The following is a 15,991-nucleotide window of genomic DNA, read 5'->3' as shown; positions in this document are numbered from 1 at the left end:
TCCTTGAATACGGTATATCTGCCTTAGAAGGATAATGATAGGTTCATCCCGACGCTGCGTGAACTTGGAAGTTCACCGTAACCGAAACCTTGTGCATTGCCTCCTTTGGAATCGATTTCAGGATCGATATGGGGAGTGTTTTTGAAAATCATCCAAACGTTACGTCCAACAAGTGAAAGTTTTGCTGACTGGATTTTCACTCTTTTCAGCAGCGTGTGGCTAAATGAATATCCAAGAGAAACTTCGCGTAGTTTTACATAACTGGCATCAAAAATTGCTGACTCATGGTAGTTTCGGGGATTGCTGTATCCGTAAAGTTGATTGGCAGTTACAATGATGTCGTTTGGAATGTAGGAGATGCTTTTGTCAGGATTTGTAATTTCACGTACACCTTTTCCAATAACACCCTCTTCGCGGCCAAGCGCAGTTTCAGCATATTGACCTGTCCAACGGGCAGTACCTGTTCCTTCATCGTAGATGTCACCACCGATGCGGGCGTCAATCAGGAAGCTCAATGTAATTCCTTTGTAGTTCAAAGAGTTGGAAATACCGCCGATCCAGTCAGGTTGAATGTTACCAAGCGTTTGATTTGCTACTGTTACAGGAAGCCCATTTGCATCATAGATAATTTGTCCGTCCGGAGATTTTTTGAAACCAACTCCGTAGAAGGTTCCATAAGCTTGTCCTACACGTGCTTCTGATGACATACCTCTTTGTGTAGCAAGCGTATAAGTAGTGAGCCCTTCTGCCAGCTCTATTACCTTATTGCGGTTTCGGGAGTAGTTCAGAGAAACATCCCAGCTAAATCCGTTCGGAAGTTTAACAGGCGTTCCGGTAATAGAAACCTCAATACCTTTGTTGGTAATTTTTCCTGCATTTAATATACGTGTATTGTAGCCACTTGCTTTGGAAATTTCCACTCCTAAAATCTGATCACGTGTGGTCTGATCGTAGTAGGTGAAATCCAGACCCACTTTGCCACGGAACAGGCGGATGTCAGCTCCAAGTTCGAGGCCTGTAGTAATTTCCGGTTTCAGATTAGAATTTGCGATCTGTATACTCTCGGCAAATTTAGCAACTGAACCATTCCATGAACCGCTGGTACTGAACGATTGAGCCAATTGATAAGGTGTAGCATCATTGCCCACCTGTGCGTAACTCGCACGAACCTTCCCAAATGTCAGGATGTCGCTTTTTACATTGATCAATTCTGTTACAACCGCACTCAGTGAAGCAGACGGGTAGAAATAAGATCTTGCATTGCTAGGTAAAGTGCTCGACCAGTCGTTACGTGCCGTCAGGTCAAGAAATACAGAATTTCTCCAGGAAAAGTTAGCTGTTCCGAATAAACTCTGAGTCTCTGATTTGGTAATATTACTTTCAATGGTATTCTGGCTAGGAACCGAATTGCCGGCATTGTATAAGCCATCTACCACCATTTCGCCCACATAAAAGTAATTTCTTTTGGAATAATTGGTGCGTTTGATTCCTCCGAATTGAATGTTCATTCCGAAGTCTTTCGCAACTTCTTTGGTATATGTCAGAATAAAATCTGAGTTTGTTTCCTGGCTTCGCAATACTTCTTCTGAAAAGCGGCCAGGTGTACGAACACCATTCCGGATGCGGTTGAAGCTGGAAACGTTGATTCTTGTATCTGACCAGTAATCTGTTCCACTCCTGACCATCAGCGATAGTGATGGAAGGATTTTATAATTCAATGCGATGTTACCCAGCAACCTGTCTTTTTCATTTCCGTTGGTCAGATTGCGCTGAGAGAAGTAAGGGTTGAGAAAGAAAGTATGTTGCCAGTTTGGTGGATCTGTATCGGTGGCAGGCTGGTTGTGAACCGCCGTATAGTCTTCATAATTACGCAATTGTTCCCATGAAACATGGCGGTGAGACCAAATGAATTCCTGACCTGAACTGTATCCCTTATGGTTAGAACCGGATTTGATATATTCACCTGAAAGTGTAATACTCAGGTTTTTGGTAAGATTGTAACCAGAGTTGATACGAAAGTTATTTCTGTGGAAATCATTATAATACATAATTCCTTTTTGATCGACACGGCTCAAACCTAATCGGAAAAATCCTTTGTCGTTTCCCCCCGAAAGCGCAACGCTATTTGTGATGGTACGGCCTGTTTGCCAGTATTCTTCCCAGTTATTGGGTTGAGGAGTCAGTGGTGCAACCTCGTCACCCGTCCACCACTGTCTCACAAGGCGACCATCCATTGGAGCTCCCCAACTTTCGTCTGTCCCTTCGGAACCAGCCAAAGGATATTTTGAATCATATACTGAGCGATACTGAGCAATTTCGGCAGGATCAGTGATTGACCCGCTCCAGCCATTGTTGTACCATGTGCGGTATCCGTTACCGCCGCCATAGGTATTCTGAAAATTTGGCTTGATCCACGGGCGCTCGAATGTAATGTTGGAGTTTACTTCAACTCCCAATCCTTTTGTGCCTTGTCCGTTTTTGGTGGTGATCAATATTACACCGTTTGCTGCACGTGATCCGTATAGAGCCGCTGCATTAGGTCCTTTGAGAACTGACATTTCTTTGATATTGTCCGGGTTCACTTCGGAAATTCCTCCTCCCCAGGCTTTGCTGGCAGTTTGGTCCATTGGAACCCCATCTATAACAATGAGAGGCTGGTTATTCCCGGAAACCGACGAAGCACCTCTGATCTGTATGGTTGATCCGCTACCAGGGCCACCATTAGACTGGACTCTCACACCGGCAATCTTGCCGGATAAGGCGTTGGCAACGTTGGTTGAACGGGATTCGGTGAGTGCACTTCCTTTGACTTCCTGGACTGTATAGCCCAATGCTTTTTTCTCTCTTTCAATACCGAAAGCGGTTACAACTACCTCGGCCAGTTGTCGGGTATCTGCTTCAAGTTTGATATCGAATTGCGTTTTATTGCCTACCGGAATTTCCTGAATGAGAAAGCCTACATAAGAAACAACCAGAATCCCTTCTCCTGGAATTGTGAAGCTGAATTTTCCGTCGGCGTCGGCATTCGTTCCGACGTTGGTGCCTTTGAAGATAATGGAAGCGCCGGCCAATCCAAGCCCGTCGTCTGAAGCCTCTACCTTCCCCGAAATGTTTCTTGTTTGAGCGCTGGCAAGCGTACAGAAACAACAGGCCAATAATAGTAACGGTAAAAATTTGCGCATAGGAGGTCCTAGTGTTTAAGTGGTTAGATTAAACTATGGTATGAAAGGCAAAAAGTAGCGACTTAAAAAGCGATATTCGGGAGAGAAAAGTTATGGCTGTGTGGTGTCCACGTTTCCATGCGCCGCACACATTTTCGCGTGGACATGCAACACAGCCATAAGCTTGCAAAACAGCTTTTCCGGAAAGCAATACCCTCTTCAATCGAGGACAGCAGCTCAGAACGAAACGAGTTCAGACTCGTACCAGACGAAAGACTGTCCTTACGGGAAAGGATGTAACTATATGTTAATATTTAATTCTTTAAGTTGAACCATTACAGACGTCCATTGCTGTCGGCTGTATTGCAGGTCCCTCTTTATACGCGGATAAGCTCTTGTGCGGCTGAAACAAATCCGTTCATTAAGAAGATGTCATTCGTTTAACGACCTCTCAAATATACTGAGAACTTACAATAATGCAAGATGAATAACTGTTTATCATCTATTTTTTGCAATAAAAATTGGTAATTAATTAGAGCGGGAAAATATTATTGTAATAATCCGTTATTTATTTTTATTAATCCGTCTTAGAGCAAATCCATCTACTTCGTAGAATAAAAAAAGTGCGTGTATGCGGTATATGGGAAGAAAATAAAAGAAGGAACCTTATCAGAGATTCCTTCTAAAACGTAAGTTACTTTTTTAGCAACTCAATCTATAAAGCGTTTGAGTATTGGCTTGTAGGAGTCCACTCTCCGGTCGCGGAGAAATGGCCATGTGGTACGATAATGATCCAACTTTTGTAAATCCAATTCTTCCACATGTGTAACTTCCTGATCATGTGGAGCAAGGTATAGCAATCGCCCCTGCGGATTTGCAATGAATGACCCTCCCCAGAACTGCTGATCAGCTTCACGTCCCACTCTGTTTACTGAAACTACATATACGCCATTTGCCACAGCATGACTGCGCTGGATGGTTTGCCATGCACCATATTGCTCTTCATTGGTAACAGCATCTGTTTCATTCGTATCCCAGCCTATTGCAGTTGGATAAAATAGGATTTCCGCGCCCATCAAACTTGTTATCCTGGAAGCTTCCGGATACCACTGGTCCCAGCAGATAAGCACACCGATTTTAGCAAATTTGGTATGGAATATCCTGTAACCTACCTGGTCAGAAGATTCTTCTTCTGCTACCGTAGCAGCATCTCCGGGAGTGAAATAGAATTTTTCATAATACCCCGGATCATCCGGGATATGCATTTTCCGATATTTACCGAGGTAGGTACCGTCTGCATCCAAAACTGCAGTTGTATTATGGTACAATCCATGAGCACGTTTTTCAAACAGAGAGGCAATAATAACCACTCCTAATTCCTTTGCCAGTGAACTTAGCGATTCTGTAGATGGACCAGGAATAGGCTCAGCCAGCTCAAAGTTTTTATGATCTTCAATGTCACAAAAATAAAGCGATTTGAAAAGTTCTTGAAGACAAACAATTTGTGCTCCTTTGGCGGCAGCATCACGGATGCCTGAAATGGCTTTTTGAAAGTTGTCTTCTACATCTCCGGAACAGCTCATCTGTACTATTCCGATATTTACGTTTTTTTTCATATTCTTTTTTGTGTAATGAATAGGTGTTAAGCAAAGTGGTGCCAACCGATTCGTTATTCCAATAGTTGATCCACTTCAAAAGAGAAGGGGAGTTCGTTCATACATTTGAAATGTTTCTTCGGACATTGTTTGTGGCCAATTTTAGAACACGGGCGGCAATGGAGCTCTTTGTTTTCGAGCACTTCGAAAGAGGTTTGATACGGATACATACCAAACTCAGGGACGGTGTTGCCCCAGATCGAATAGATTTTTTTGCGAAAAGCCGAGGCAACATGCATCAAACCGGTATCGTGCGAAAATACCACATCTGCTTTTTGAATGACAGAAGCGGATTGGTTAAAGTTGTAGATCCCACATGCGTTATAAATCGGTATTTCGGTGAGGGCATCCTTTACTTCTTTTCCGTTATCAAAGTCTTCCTTTCCACCAAGTAAAATAAGGGGTCGATTTATTTTTGCACACAATTCAATCATCCTGTTAACAGGTAATTTCTTTGTAAAATGTTGTCCTCCGATCGCGTAAGCTATGAATCCCGACTGATGAGTGATCGGAAGGGTATTCAGTTCGATCTGATCTTTTTCCGGTAGGAAATAGTCAAGCCCTTTTTGATCGTTGGTGATGTTAAACGTTTTGAGTGTGTCCAGATATCGATCTACGATATGAACATTGGGTAACCGATTTATTTTGAAACTGGTCAGCAGGAACTTCTGAATATTTAGCTTGTCGAAGCTGAATGAAGGCTTCCCAAGCATAAACTTAATTTTCATAGTCCTCAAATTGTTATGCAGGTCGATTACAAAATCGAAATTCTCCTTTTTGAGGTTTGTAAGTATATCTCCTTCAGCCTTATCCAATAGCCACAGTTTATCTACAAAAGGATTATCCCGGAGTATAAAACCAAATTTGTCTTTTGTGAAATAATGAACTTCCGCGTGGGGGTATTGCTTTTTAAGGCACCTTACCACGGGCGTAGTGAGAACGATATCACCTATGGATGAAAATCGTAGAATAAGGAATTTAACTGGTTTGGTCACTCTTTTCTGTTTCTTCCAATAATTGGAAAGGTTGTAATATTTCCGGTCTGCTGTGCTTCCATCTTTTGTGAGTCCAGAGCCAGTTGTCTGGTTGCGCTGTAATATCCTGTTCTAACAGTCTGGTCTGTGTATGTAGAATGTAGTTGTTAGGTTCATTTCTGGGCGATTCAGTGATTTTTTCAAAATAAAAGCGATAGAATCCACGACGCGTTTCATCTCTTCGGACGCCCATGTAAAGTACGGGTAAATTGACTCGCCTTGCAATAAGTTCCACACCCCGGTAAATACCCGTCATCTGATTCAGGAAAGTAGTCCAGTAAGCCTTTTCGGGAAGAGGTGACTGGTCATTGATCAGAATAAAAATAAATGGTTTTTCTCTGGAGGTGATAGCACGACTGAACGCATCTTTCATCGACACCATTTCTGTTCCGAACTGTGTTCTTACTTTTTTAAACCATGCTTCAAATGTGCTGTTTGCCAGTTCGTGATACACGACTACGATCTGATAAGACAGTCGGGCTGACGCAAAAAGGTTGAGCATTTCCCAGTTACCCAGATGTCCTGCTACTACCACCAGGCTTTTCCGCTCTGCATAATAATGATCCAGTAGTTCCGGATCAAAATCAACCCGGCTTAGCAGATCACTTTTTGTAATTGATCTTAATTTGATGGTTTCAAAAACAATATCAGTGAAATTGCTATAGAATTTACGGGCGATCTGCCTTATATATGCGGTGTCGTAAGATGGAAAGCTGGCGGAAAGATTATTGATTACGACTTTTTTTCGGTAACCGATGATGTCAAAAATAAGGAAGCGGAAAAAATCTGAAAGTTTGTAGATGCTCTTCCAGGATAACCGTGATATAGCGGTCAGTATGCAGAGTAATATTTTGGTTAAAAATGTGTTCATGAAATCGGGCATTGACACATGAATAGCAATTGCTCAGAAAAATAAGTTCCTTCAGATAACCACTCTTTCGCAATGCGAGATTATTAACATTTAGCAATATTTCACACAACCAGCTGCTCTGCTTTCAGATTTTCAGGACGCTTGTGTTTCCAGCGACGGTGGCTCCAAAGCCAGTTGTGGGGTTGAGTGCAAATGTTTTGTTCTAAAATATTTATTTGCCGTTTTAAAATCGCATTGGTAGCCATTTTTTTAGGCTCATCGGTAATCGTGGTAATATCTACATGGTAATAACCTCTTTTCCCTTTTACTTTACTAAAATCGGCGTATAAAACAGTGAGATCATAGCGACGAGCTATCGTTTCCACTCCACGGAATATGCCGGTATCCTGATTCAGAAAGGTAGTCCAAAAAGCAGTTTCGGGAACGGGCGACTGATCGTTGGCCAGCACAACTACATAGGGTTTTTCCCGTGGTTGTTGCAGCTCTTTAAAAATCATATTCATTGGCACAAGCTTGGCTCCGAATCTTGTCCTTAAATCTAAAAACCACTGATCTGATTCTTTATTTTGGAGTGGCCGATATACAACAATACACTCGTGTGTAAAGCAGAGAGAAGAAAATAGGTTAGCCAATTCCCAGTTGCCCCGATGGCCCATGAGATAGATAATATTTGTATTTGAAGCGTAGAAGTCATCCATGATACTGATATCCCCCTGCAGACGCTCACGAATCGTGTTAGGACAAGCTGTACGAAACTTGATGGTTTCAACGATCAGATCGGTGAAATGAAGCTGGAAGTCTTTTACAATACATTGAATTTCGGCATCGGTCTTTTCAGGAAAGCTGTTTTTCAGGTTAGCCCAGATTACTTTTTTTCTGTAGCCGGCCACATCAAACAAAATCCATTTTAAGCAATTTGAAAGTCGGAATGCATTTTTCCAGGACAGGCCGGAAAGAAGATTTAGCAAGGTGAGAAAAAGTCGGGAACTGATGCGGGTCATAAATCTATTATTTTGCAATAATACTTATAACTGTCATGTTATAAAAATGCTGGCTTTTAATTTCTATTTTTAGTAGTTTCACCTATTCAACAAGATCGTATAACGCTGTGTTAGAAGGATTATTTGATATCAAGAATGACAGACGCCTGAGTATGTACCTGTACCGTATGGGATTTGGTATGTGGCTGATGTACCTTGTACTTGGAGCTCCTGCCATGGGTGCGTATGCACAATACCGTTTAGATTGCGGTATATTTTGCTTTATACTTATGATTACAGGTTTTTCTGCTTCTATGGTTTACGATTATTTCCATAACAAAGAAGCTTATGAGCAAAAGAAAAAATGGCTTTTTATCAGCTATATTATTCTTGCCGGGATTATATACTTCTTCGTGTTTGACGGAAAACAGGATTTTTTAAATTTCAACTGGATACTTCGTATGCTCTGAAATCAATCATTCGAAGGTTCAGCTTTTTTAATAATCTTCTGAATTTCCTCGAAACTCAAATCGTGCAAGGCTGCTACTTTACCTATCACAATAACTGCTGGTGAAGATATTTCGCTGATTTTGACTAAAGGCTCAATATTGCTGATTTTACCTGTTACTACCTTCTGAAGTTCCAGAGATCCGTTCTGAACAATAGCAATTGGTTCATCCACTTTACCCGCACTGGCATAAATGTTAACGATCTCGTTTAGTTTGTGCATACCCATCAGAATAACGACTGTTGCTGTAGACTGAGCTGCTACGGCGATGTCTCTGGAAAGTGCATGGTCTTTGGTAGTTCCGGTGATAACCCAGAAACTTTCACTCAGCCCTCTTGATGTCAGCGGTATGCCAGCTAATGCCGGTGCTGCATAGCTGCTTGATATGCCCGGAATGACTTCGTAACTGATACCATGTTGTTGCGCATAGACGATCTCTTCATAACCACGTCCAAAGATGAAGGAGTCGCCGCCTTTAAGACGAATCACACTTCCGTACCGTTTTGCGTATTCAACAATCAGTTGATTAATATCATCCTGGCCGCAACTGGTTTTACCATAGCGTTTACCAACAAGTATTTTTACACAGTCGTCGTGGCAATAGTCGAGAAGAGATGGATGTGCAAGCGAATCGTAAAGTACGACTTTTGCTTTTTGCAAGGCTTTGACAGCCTTCAGCGTGATCAGGTCAGGATCACCCGGACCTGCACCAATAAGTGTAAGTTTCATAATATGGCTATCGGCTCTCAGCCGTCGGCCATCAGCTTTTTGCAACCCGATCAGGTTTGATAGCCGACAGCCGATAGCTGATAGCCGACTAATTAGCTGTCTTTTCCGAATGAAAGTTCCTGCAATACCAGCTCGCTGTTGTCCATTAGCTGAGCTCCCCTCGTATCACGTACAAAATTCAGGAACTGATCTGCTTTTTCCAGAAAGTATGTGGCAAACTCTTCGGTAGGTTCGAATTTATTAATACTGAAAGCCAGGGAGCGGAATGGTGTTTCGGCTTTATCAGCAAGCTGAAACTGCGCAGGAGTTTCATATTGAAATTCCTGTCCAAAGTTCGCTTCAAAGTCATTGATGATACCGTATTGGGTATTTGTATTCACGTCTTTGGTCATCAACAAACCTTTTGCTCCTGTAATCAATACGTTGTATGCATGGTAAATGGCATCAGCCCATATACCCAACTCATAATTCTCTTTTGCAAGATTCAATTTTTCCTGGCCTTCCGTAATTGTTGTGGCTACAAGATCCACCATTACGCTGGCACATTCTCCAACACCAATTTCAGTTTTGAAAAGTTCGTCATGATCCCAATCACGGTAATCATCATCCTGTAAGGAAGTAAGATCCGCAAGCGGCTTTAATAGCTGGAAGAAATAATTTTTAGTCTGGCGCTGATAGTATTGATTGAAATACTCACCATCGAAAGCGTTTGCTTCGTAGTCATTGAAAAGGATACGGAGTGCTTCTGGTCCCCGTTTGGTAGGAACTTTGATCACCTTATCGCCGATCAATCCGATCCCGTCACCGGTAAAGCCACCACCTAATAATACTTGTAAGGCAGGAAGAACCAGTTTGCCGTTTTTGATTGAACTGCCATGAAATCCGATATTGGATGCATTGTGCTGACCGCATCCATTCATACAGCCACTGATCTTTATTTTTATATCCTGATTGTATAGCATTTCAGGGAATTCATCCTTCATGACGTCTTCCAGTACACGGGTTATTCCGTAGCTGCTTGATATAGCCAGGTTACACGTGTCTGTTCCGGGACAAGTCGTAATATCCACGGTGCTGTCAAAACCTGGCTTTGCAAGGCCGAGCTTGTCCAGTTCCTGATAGATAGCAACCAGATCTTCACCCTTTACAAAACGTAAGATATATCCCTGATTTACAGTCACACGAATATCGTCAGCGGCATATTGACGCACGATATCAGCAAGACTACGAGCTGTATCAGAACTCATGTCACCTAGTAAAACACGAAGCTGAACTGCATACCAGCCTTTTTGCTTTTGTTCGAAGGTGTTGGTTTGAAGCCATTTTGTGAAGGTTTCAATATCCTCAATACCGCTTTCAGAAGCGGTTTTCAGAATTTCCTCTTCGCTTATTGCCTGACGTGGTGCATGGTTGATTGATTCCGCCTCATTGTTTCCGAACAGATCTTCGGGTATAGCAAAAATTTTATTTTTTACTGCAGTACGTTCTGCAGCGACTTTTTCCATCATACCTTCCAAACCCATGTCATTCAGAAGGAATTTCATTCTGGCTTTGTGGCGACGTGTACGTTCTCCGTGACGGTCGAATACGCGAAGCAATGCCTCAATAAACGGAATGACATCTTGCTCTTCCAGGAATTCAAATGCTGTTTGTGCAGAAAATGGCTGAGCGCCCAAGCCGCCTCCAATCAATACTTTAAATCCTTTGACAGTTTCTCCACTAGCATTTGTTCCGAGCTTGGCGATGAGCCCCACGTCGTGAATGAATGCCAAAGCAGAATCTTTTTCGGAAGAAGAAACCGCTATTTTGAACTTTCTTCCCATATCCTGATTGATTGGATTACGAAGAAAATAAGTAAAAATGGAATGAGTAAGTGGTGTTACATCGAATGGTTCATCGGGATCAATACCTGCCACAGAGGAAGCAGTAACATTTCTGATCGTGTTACCACAAGCTTCTTTAAGTGTAATTCCGGCATCTTCCAGATCTGCCCAAAGTTGAGGAGAATCGGAAAGTTTCACAAAGTGCAGCTGAATATCCTGCCGTGTTGTGGCGTGCAGATTGCCGGTTGCAAATTTATCGGAAGTATCTGCTATGCGTACAAGCTGATCCGCTGTGATGCGACCGTAAGGAAGTTTGATACGAATCATCTGAACGCCAGGCTGGCGCTGACCATATACACCGCGTGTCAGACGAAACTTACGGAACGATTCTTCCGGCGTTTCGCCGCTGTTAAACGCGTTGATTTTGGCATCTAAATCGATGATATCACGCTTTGCAGCATTTGATACCTTCTCTGAAATGATTAAATTACTCATGGTGATTTAAATCTTTATCCTATCGGATTAGTATAATATTAAATAAAAAAATCTTGTGTCTGTTGCTGGAGTAACAGGCTCGTGCTTCATTCTACAAGAATTTTGGAATAATATAACTTTGAAAGTCAGGTACATGAAGGAATTTGTTCATGTACCTGATCTTTATTTATTTTCAATAATAACTGATCTTATTCGATCATACAAGCACCCACTGTTACATTGGATGTTTCGTCTATCAATATGGCAGCTCCATTAGCTCTATTCTTTTGGTAAGGATCAAAAGCGACCGGCTGAGCAGTGCGGATGACAATTCTTGCCACATCATTTAATTTTAAACTTTCAACATCTTCAAGCTTTTCGTATGAATTGATGTCGATCTGGTATTCTATATCTCTTACCGAACATCTGGATCGTGACGTTCCATGCTGAAGCACATATTTGTTTCCTGGTTTCAAAGATTTTTTATCATCCATCCAGCAAACTATTGCTTCGATATCCTGACTAACTACCGGTGAGTTGGTTAAAGATACAATTGAGTCGCCACGACTGATGTCTATATCATCTTCCAGTAGTATAGTTACTGACTCCAAAACAGATGCGCTTTCAATTTCGTTTCCTCCGAACTCAATTTTGGCAATTTTTGACTCCTTTTCAGAAGGAAGAATTTTAACAGCATCACCCTTTTTGAAGGTTCCGCTTTGGATACGGCCCGCATAACCACGGTAGTCATGTAACTCTTCAGTCTGAGGGCGGATCACGTACTGAACAGCAAACCGGGCATCTTCCTGATTCTGATCTTTTAAAACATTTACAGTTTCAAGAACCGAAAGCAAAGTTTCGCCTGTATACCATGGCATGTTCTCTGAGCGGTCAACAATATTGTCGCCGTTCAATGCGCTTACAGGAATAAGTGTCAGATGCTTAATATTAAGTTTTTCCGCCAGATGTTTGTAATCTTGCGCAATAGCAAGAAAGCCTTCTTCTGAATTTCCGATCAAGTCCATTTTGTTAATGGCCACGATAACATGAGGAATTCCCAACATGGAAGCGATCAGTGAATGGCGGCGGGTTTGTTCAACAACTCCATGACGCGCATCTACCAAAATAATGGCCAGATCAGCATTGGAAGCACCGGTTACCATATTACGGGTATACTGAATGTGACCAGGTGCATCGATACTGATGAACTTGCGGTTGGGAGTCTGGAAGTATTTGTAAGCTACATCAATGGTGATGCCTTGCTCACGTTCCGAACGCAAGCCGTCAGTCAATAAGGCCAGGTCAATTTCACCTACATTACGGCTTTTACTCGCACGTTCAATGGCTTCCATCTGGTCAGCCAATATATTTTTGGTATCGTAAAGCAGTCTTCCGATCAATGTACTTTTGCCATCGTCGACGGAACCTGCTGTTATAAATCTTAGTAAATCCACTTTGAGAATTAAGAATTATGAATTAAGAATATTCAGACGCTTTTGACTATGGCTCTTGAATTCATTCCTAAACTTATTTAAAATCTATACTTAGTGATTAATGATGATCTCGGTCGTTAACTCTTCATTCATCATTAAATCAAAAATATCCACCCTTCTTCCTATCTTCCATTGCTGCTTCTGTTTGCTGATCGTCGATGCGGGTTTCACCGCGTTCGCTGATTCTTGAAATGGAGATTTCAGCAATTACTTCGTCCAGTGTTGAAGCGCTTGATTCAACAGCAGCTGTACAGGTCATGTCACCAACGGTACGGAAACGAACCTGACGTGTTACTATCTGGTCATTTTCGTCTTTTTCGATTACAGGTGTGTTGTTAAGCAACTTCCCGTCTCTTAAAATCAGGGAGCGCTCGTGGGCGAAATAGATCGAAGGAAGCGCGATTTTCTCTCTTTTAAGATAGGCCCAAACATCAAGTTCAGTCCAGTTTGATATAGGGAAAACACGAACGTTCTCACCTTTACTGATACGGCCGTTGAACAGGTTCCAAAGCTCAGGGCGCTGACGTTTCGGATCCCATTGGCCGAATTCATCTCTGAAAGAGAAAATACGTTCTTTCGCACGTGCTTTTTCTTCGTCACGACGCGCACCGCCTATGCAGGCATCAAATTCAAATTCTTCTATGGTATCAAGCAAAGTAAAAGTTTGAAGCCAGTTACGGCTTGCATTTTTACCGGTTTGTTCTTTCAGACCTTTTGCCTTGATAGTGTCTTCAACATAACGCACAACCAGTTTGGCACCGATTTGCTCTGCTAACTGATCCCGGTATTCAATGGCTTCAATAAAATTGTGTCCTGTATCGACGTGCACAAGAGGAAACGGGATTTTACCAGGAGCAAAAGCTTTCTGTGCTAACCGAACCAGCGTGATGGAATCTTTTCCACCTGAAAACAATAAAGCAGGGCGTTCAAACTGACCGGCTACTTCGCGCATAATATAAATCGCTTCCGCCTCTAACTGATCCAGATAATCAGGAGATTTGCGTCTTTCGTCCGCTTCCTGATCGCTGATATCCGACACGTCTTTAACTGAAATTGACATAATTTTTTAGCTTTTAGCTACGAGCCGCACGGTTAACCGCAGTGAGCTTATGGCTTTAATAATAACTTTATACTTGAACTTCTGAACTTTATAATACTCTAAACAACTTTCCGATAGCCGATAGCCGATAGCCGATAGCCGATAGCCGATAGCCGATAGCCGATAGCCGATAGCTATTTCGCGTGCAAACCACACTCTTTCTTCGACTCATCTTCCCACCACCAACGGCCTGCGCGGAAATCTTCGCCTTCCTGAATAGCGCGTGTACATGGTGCACATCCTATGCTTACAAATCCCTTGTCATGCAGAGGGTTATAAGGGATGCCATTCGACTTTACATAATCTTTCACTTCTTCAAAGGACCAGTCCAGTATCGGGTGGAATTTGATCAGATCGTGGGCCTCATCAATTTCCAGCTTACTCATAGACTGACGGTTTCCGGATTGTTCCGCCCTGATACCCGTCACCCATATTTTGGCTCCTTTCAACGCCCGGTTCAATGGCTCAACTTTGCGGATGAAGCAGCATTCTTTTCTGTTTTCAACCGAATCGTAAAAACTTAATGGTCCTTTTGTGCTTACCAGCGTTTCAGCAGCTGCTGTTTGCGGATAAAATACCTTGATTTTTGTATCATACCGGTTGTTGGTCTTTTGAAGCGTCATGTACGTTTCATTGAACATTCTTCCGGTATCCAATGTGAAAATGGAAATGTTCAGATTGTTCTTTAAAATGAAATCCGTAATGACCTGGTCCTCGTAACCCAGACTGGTGGAAAATACTACTTCGCCAGGAAAAAGATCAGCCAAAATGGCTAATGATTCTGTTTCACTCTTGCCTTCAAGGGCAGCGTGTAGTGAGGATATGTTTGTGTTCATGGTGATTATCTTTCAATTATATTACACAGAGAGACAAAGCGTTTAGGGGAGGAACACAGAGACATTTTTATTTTATTGACTCTGTATATCTCTATTTTTCTCTGCTTTACTCTGTGTCCCTTAGTATTTACAATTTACTCCAATATAGCACTTTTGACCGAGACCTCCACGGCGTTGGTAAAATCTTCGATAAGGTCTTCAACGTCTTCTAAACCAACAGAAATACGGATCAAACCTTCTGTAATACCCAGAGCAATTTTCTCTTCCGGCTTTAGTTTAGCGTGTGTTGTTGTATAAGGATTCGTTACAATGGTACGCGTATCGCCTAAATTGGAGGATAAAGAAGCAATTTCTAACGCAGCCATAAATGCAGACACACGCTTGAAACCTCCTTCCAGATCAATAGTTACGATGGCTCCGCCGGCACTCATTTGCTTTTTTGCTAATTCGTGCTGAGGGTGAGAAGGTAAAAACGGATATTTAACCATTTTTACATCCGGATGTTTATCCAACGCCTTCGCCAGTTCTAATGCATTTGCAGCATGCTTTTCCATTCTCAGATTCAGTGTTTCCAGGCTTTTGGTCAGTACCCATGCATTGAACGGAGACATAGATGGCCCTGTCTGACGGCAGAAGAAGCGTATATCTTTGATATATTCTTTTTTACCAACAACTACACCTCCCAGTACACGACCCTGTCCATCCATATACTTGGTAGCTGAATGAACCACAAGATCTGCACCATATTCCGCCGGATTTTGTAGTGCAGGTGATGCGAAACAGTTATCGACGTTGAAAATAAGGTTATGTTTTTTAGAAACCCTTCCGATCATTTCCAGGTCAACCAGATCTAGACCCGGGTTGGAAGGAGTTTCGAGATAAATCATTCTGGTATTAGGTTGCACAGCAGCATCCCATTCTGCCTCGGTAGCATCATGATCAAGGTAAGTATAAGTAATACCCCATTTACTGATGATTTGCGTAATGATCTGATGAGCTGAGCCAAACAAAGCACGGCAGGCAAGGATGTGATCACCTGTTTTTAGCAAGGCAGCCATACTGGCAAATACCGCAGCCATTCCTGTGGCTGTTGCAATACCTTCTTCGCAATCTTCAAGAAGACATACTTTATCAACAAATTCCTGTACAGTTGGGTTGGAGAAGCGGCTGTACAAATTGCCTTGTTCTGTTTCATCAAAAATAGCTTTTCCCTGCTCTGCACTTTCAAAAGTGAAACTGCTTGTGAGGAAAAGAGGAGTGGAGTGCTCCCGGTAATGTGTCTTTTTGGTTTGCGTACGTACTGCCTTGGTTTGCTTTTTCATGTTTAT

General features: G+C 42.3%; 12 protein-coding genes. 1 reads left to right on the top strand and 11 read right to left on the bottom strand.

The window, feature by feature from the left end; all coding sequences use genetic code 11:
* Nucleotides 1-23: 23 nt before the first annotated feature.
* The 5 genes from AC1XUE_RS17040 to AC1XUE_RS17020 all read right to left on the bottom strand — a co-directional run bounded on the left by AC1XUE_RS17040 (nucleotide 24) and on the right by AC1XUE_RS17020 (nucleotide 7,722).
* Nucleotides 24-3,182 (bottom strand): SusC/RagA family TonB-linked outer membrane protein, encoded by a 3,159-nt coding sequence (locus AC1XUE_RS17040; RefSeq protein ID WP_483357191.1) that lies wholly within the window; start codon nucleotides 3,180-3,182, stop codon nucleotides 24-26.
* Between the two features lie 689 nt (nucleotides 3,183-3,871).
* Nucleotides 3,872-4,777, bottom strand: coding sequence for a carbon-nitrogen hydrolase (locus AC1XUE_RS17035; RefSeq protein WP_483357190.1), 906 nt, complete (start codon nucleotides 4,775-4,777; stop codon nucleotides 3,872-3,874).
* A gap of 53 nt (nucleotides 4,778-4,830) precedes the next feature.
* Nucleotides 4,831-5,811 (bottom strand): glycosyltransferase family 9 protein, encoded by a 981-nt coding sequence (locus tag AC1XUE_RS17030; protein WP_483357189.1) that lies wholly within the window; start codon nucleotides 5,809-5,811, stop codon nucleotides 4,831-4,833.
* A complete protein-coding gene (locus AC1XUE_RS17025) occupies nucleotides 5,795-6,721 on the bottom strand; it encodes a lysophospholipid acyltransferase family protein (protein ID WP_483357188.1) in 927 nt (308 codons plus the stop codon). The genes AC1XUE_RS17030 and AC1XUE_RS17025 overlap by 17 nt, the downstream gene beginning before the upstream one ends.
* 101 nt (nucleotides 6,722-6,822) lie before the next feature.
* Complete coding sequence (locus AC1XUE_RS17020) at nucleotides 6,823-7,722, bottom strand: lysophospholipid acyltransferase family protein (protein ID WP_483357187.1); 900 nt, start codon at nucleotides 7,720-7,722, stop codon at nucleotides 6,823-6,825.
* 107 nt (nucleotides 7,723-7,829) lie between these two features.
* On the opposite strand from AC1XUE_RS17020, the gene AC1XUE_RS17015 reads away from it, so the two are divergent.
* A complete protein-coding gene (locus AC1XUE_RS17015; RefSeq protein ID WP_483357186.1) occupies nucleotides 7,830-8,171 on the top strand; it encodes a hypothetical protein in 342 nt (113 codons plus the stop codon).
* Between the two features lie 2 nt (nucleotides 8,172-8,173).
* Here the strand turns inward: AC1XUE_RS17015 and cobA are convergent, their stop codons facing one another.
* The 6 genes from cobA to AC1XUE_RS16985 all read right to left on the bottom strand — a co-directional run bounded on the left by cobA (nucleotide 8,174) and on the right by AC1XUE_RS16985 (nucleotide 15,985).
* Nucleotides 8,174-8,938, bottom strand: coding sequence for a uroporphyrinogen-III C-methyltransferase (cobA, locus tag AC1XUE_RS17010; protein ID WP_483357185.1), 765 nt, complete (start codon nucleotides 8,936-8,938; stop codon nucleotides 8,174-8,176).
* A gap of 92 nt (nucleotides 8,939-9,030) precedes the next feature.
* Nucleotides 9,031-11,256 (bottom strand): HEPN domain-containing protein, encoded by a 2,226-nt coding sequence (locus AC1XUE_RS17005; RefSeq protein WP_483357184.1) that lies wholly within the window; start codon nucleotides 11,254-11,256, stop codon nucleotides 9,031-9,033.
* Between the two features lie 188 nt (nucleotides 11,257-11,444).
* Nucleotides 11,445-12,689, bottom strand: a complete 1,245-nt coding sequence (locus AC1XUE_RS17000) for a sulfate adenylyltransferase subunit 1 (RefSeq protein ID WP_483357183.1) — start codon at nucleotides 12,687-12,689, stop codon at nucleotides 11,445-11,447.
* 139 nt (nucleotides 12,690-12,828) lie between these two features.
* Nucleotides 12,829-13,788, bottom strand: coding sequence for a sulfate adenylyltransferase subunit CysD (gene cysD / locus AC1XUE_RS16995; RefSeq protein ID WP_483357182.1), 960 nt, complete (start codon nucleotides 13,786-13,788; stop codon nucleotides 12,829-12,831).
* Nucleotides 13,789-13,961: 173 nt separating this feature from the next.
* On the bottom strand, nucleotides 13,962-14,663 hold the full coding sequence (locus tag AC1XUE_RS16990; protein ID WP_483357181.1) for a phosphoadenylyl-sulfate reductase: 702 nt from the start codon (nucleotides 14,661-14,663) through the stop codon (nucleotides 13,962-13,964).
* A gap of 134 nt (nucleotides 14,664-14,797) precedes the next feature.
* On the bottom strand, nucleotides 14,798-15,985 hold the full coding sequence (locus tag AC1XUE_RS16985) for a trans-sulfuration enzyme family protein (RefSeq protein WP_483357180.1): 1,188 nt from the start codon (nucleotides 15,983-15,985) through the stop codon (nucleotides 14,798-14,800).
* Nucleotides 15,986-15,991: the final 6 nt, after the last annotated feature.

The sequence above is a fragment of the Dyadobacter sp. HNCC25DJ187 genome, from assembly GCF_056895255.1.
The sequence above is the reverse complement of the archived record's forward strand: the minus strand, read 5'-3'. Positions and strand labels throughout refer to the sequence as shown.

Excerpts from the sequence above, each read along its gene's own strand:
- AC1XUE_RS17040 (WP_483357191.1), bottom strand. The coding sequence starts at position 3,182 with ATGCGCAAATTTTTACCGTTACTATTATTGGCCTGTTGTTTCTGTACG.
- AC1XUE_RS17035 (WP_483357190.1), bottom strand. The coding sequence starts at position 4,777 with ATGAAAAAAAACGTAAATATCGGAATAGTACAGATGAGCTGTTCCGGA.
- AC1XUE_RS17025 (WP_483357188.1), bottom strand. The coding sequence starts at position 6,721 with ATGAACACATTTTTAACCAAAATATTACTCTGCATACTGACCGCTATA.
- AC1XUE_RS17020 (WP_483357187.1), bottom strand. The coding sequence starts at position 7,722 with ATGACCCGCATCAGTTCCCGACTTTTTCTCACCTTGCTAAATCTTCTT.
- cobA (WP_483357185.1), bottom strand. The coding sequence starts at position 8,938 with ATGAAACTTACACTTATTGGTGCAGGTCCGGGTGATCCTGACCTGATC.
- AC1XUE_RS17005 (WP_483357184.1), bottom strand. The coding sequence starts at position 11,256 with ATGAGTAATTTAATCATTTCAGAGAAGGTATCAAATGCTGCAAAGCGT.
- cysD (WP_483357182.1), bottom strand. The coding sequence starts at position 13,788 with ATGTCAATTTCAGTTAAAGACGTGTCGGATATCAGCGATCAGGAAGCG.
- AC1XUE_RS16990 (WP_483357181.1), bottom strand. The coding sequence starts at position 14,663 with ATGAACACAAACATATCCTCACTACACGCTGCCCTTGAAGGCAAGAGT.
- AC1XUE_RS16985 (WP_483357180.1), bottom strand. The coding sequence starts at position 15,985 with ATGAAAAAGCAAACCAAGGCAGTACGTACGCAAACCAAAAAGACACAT.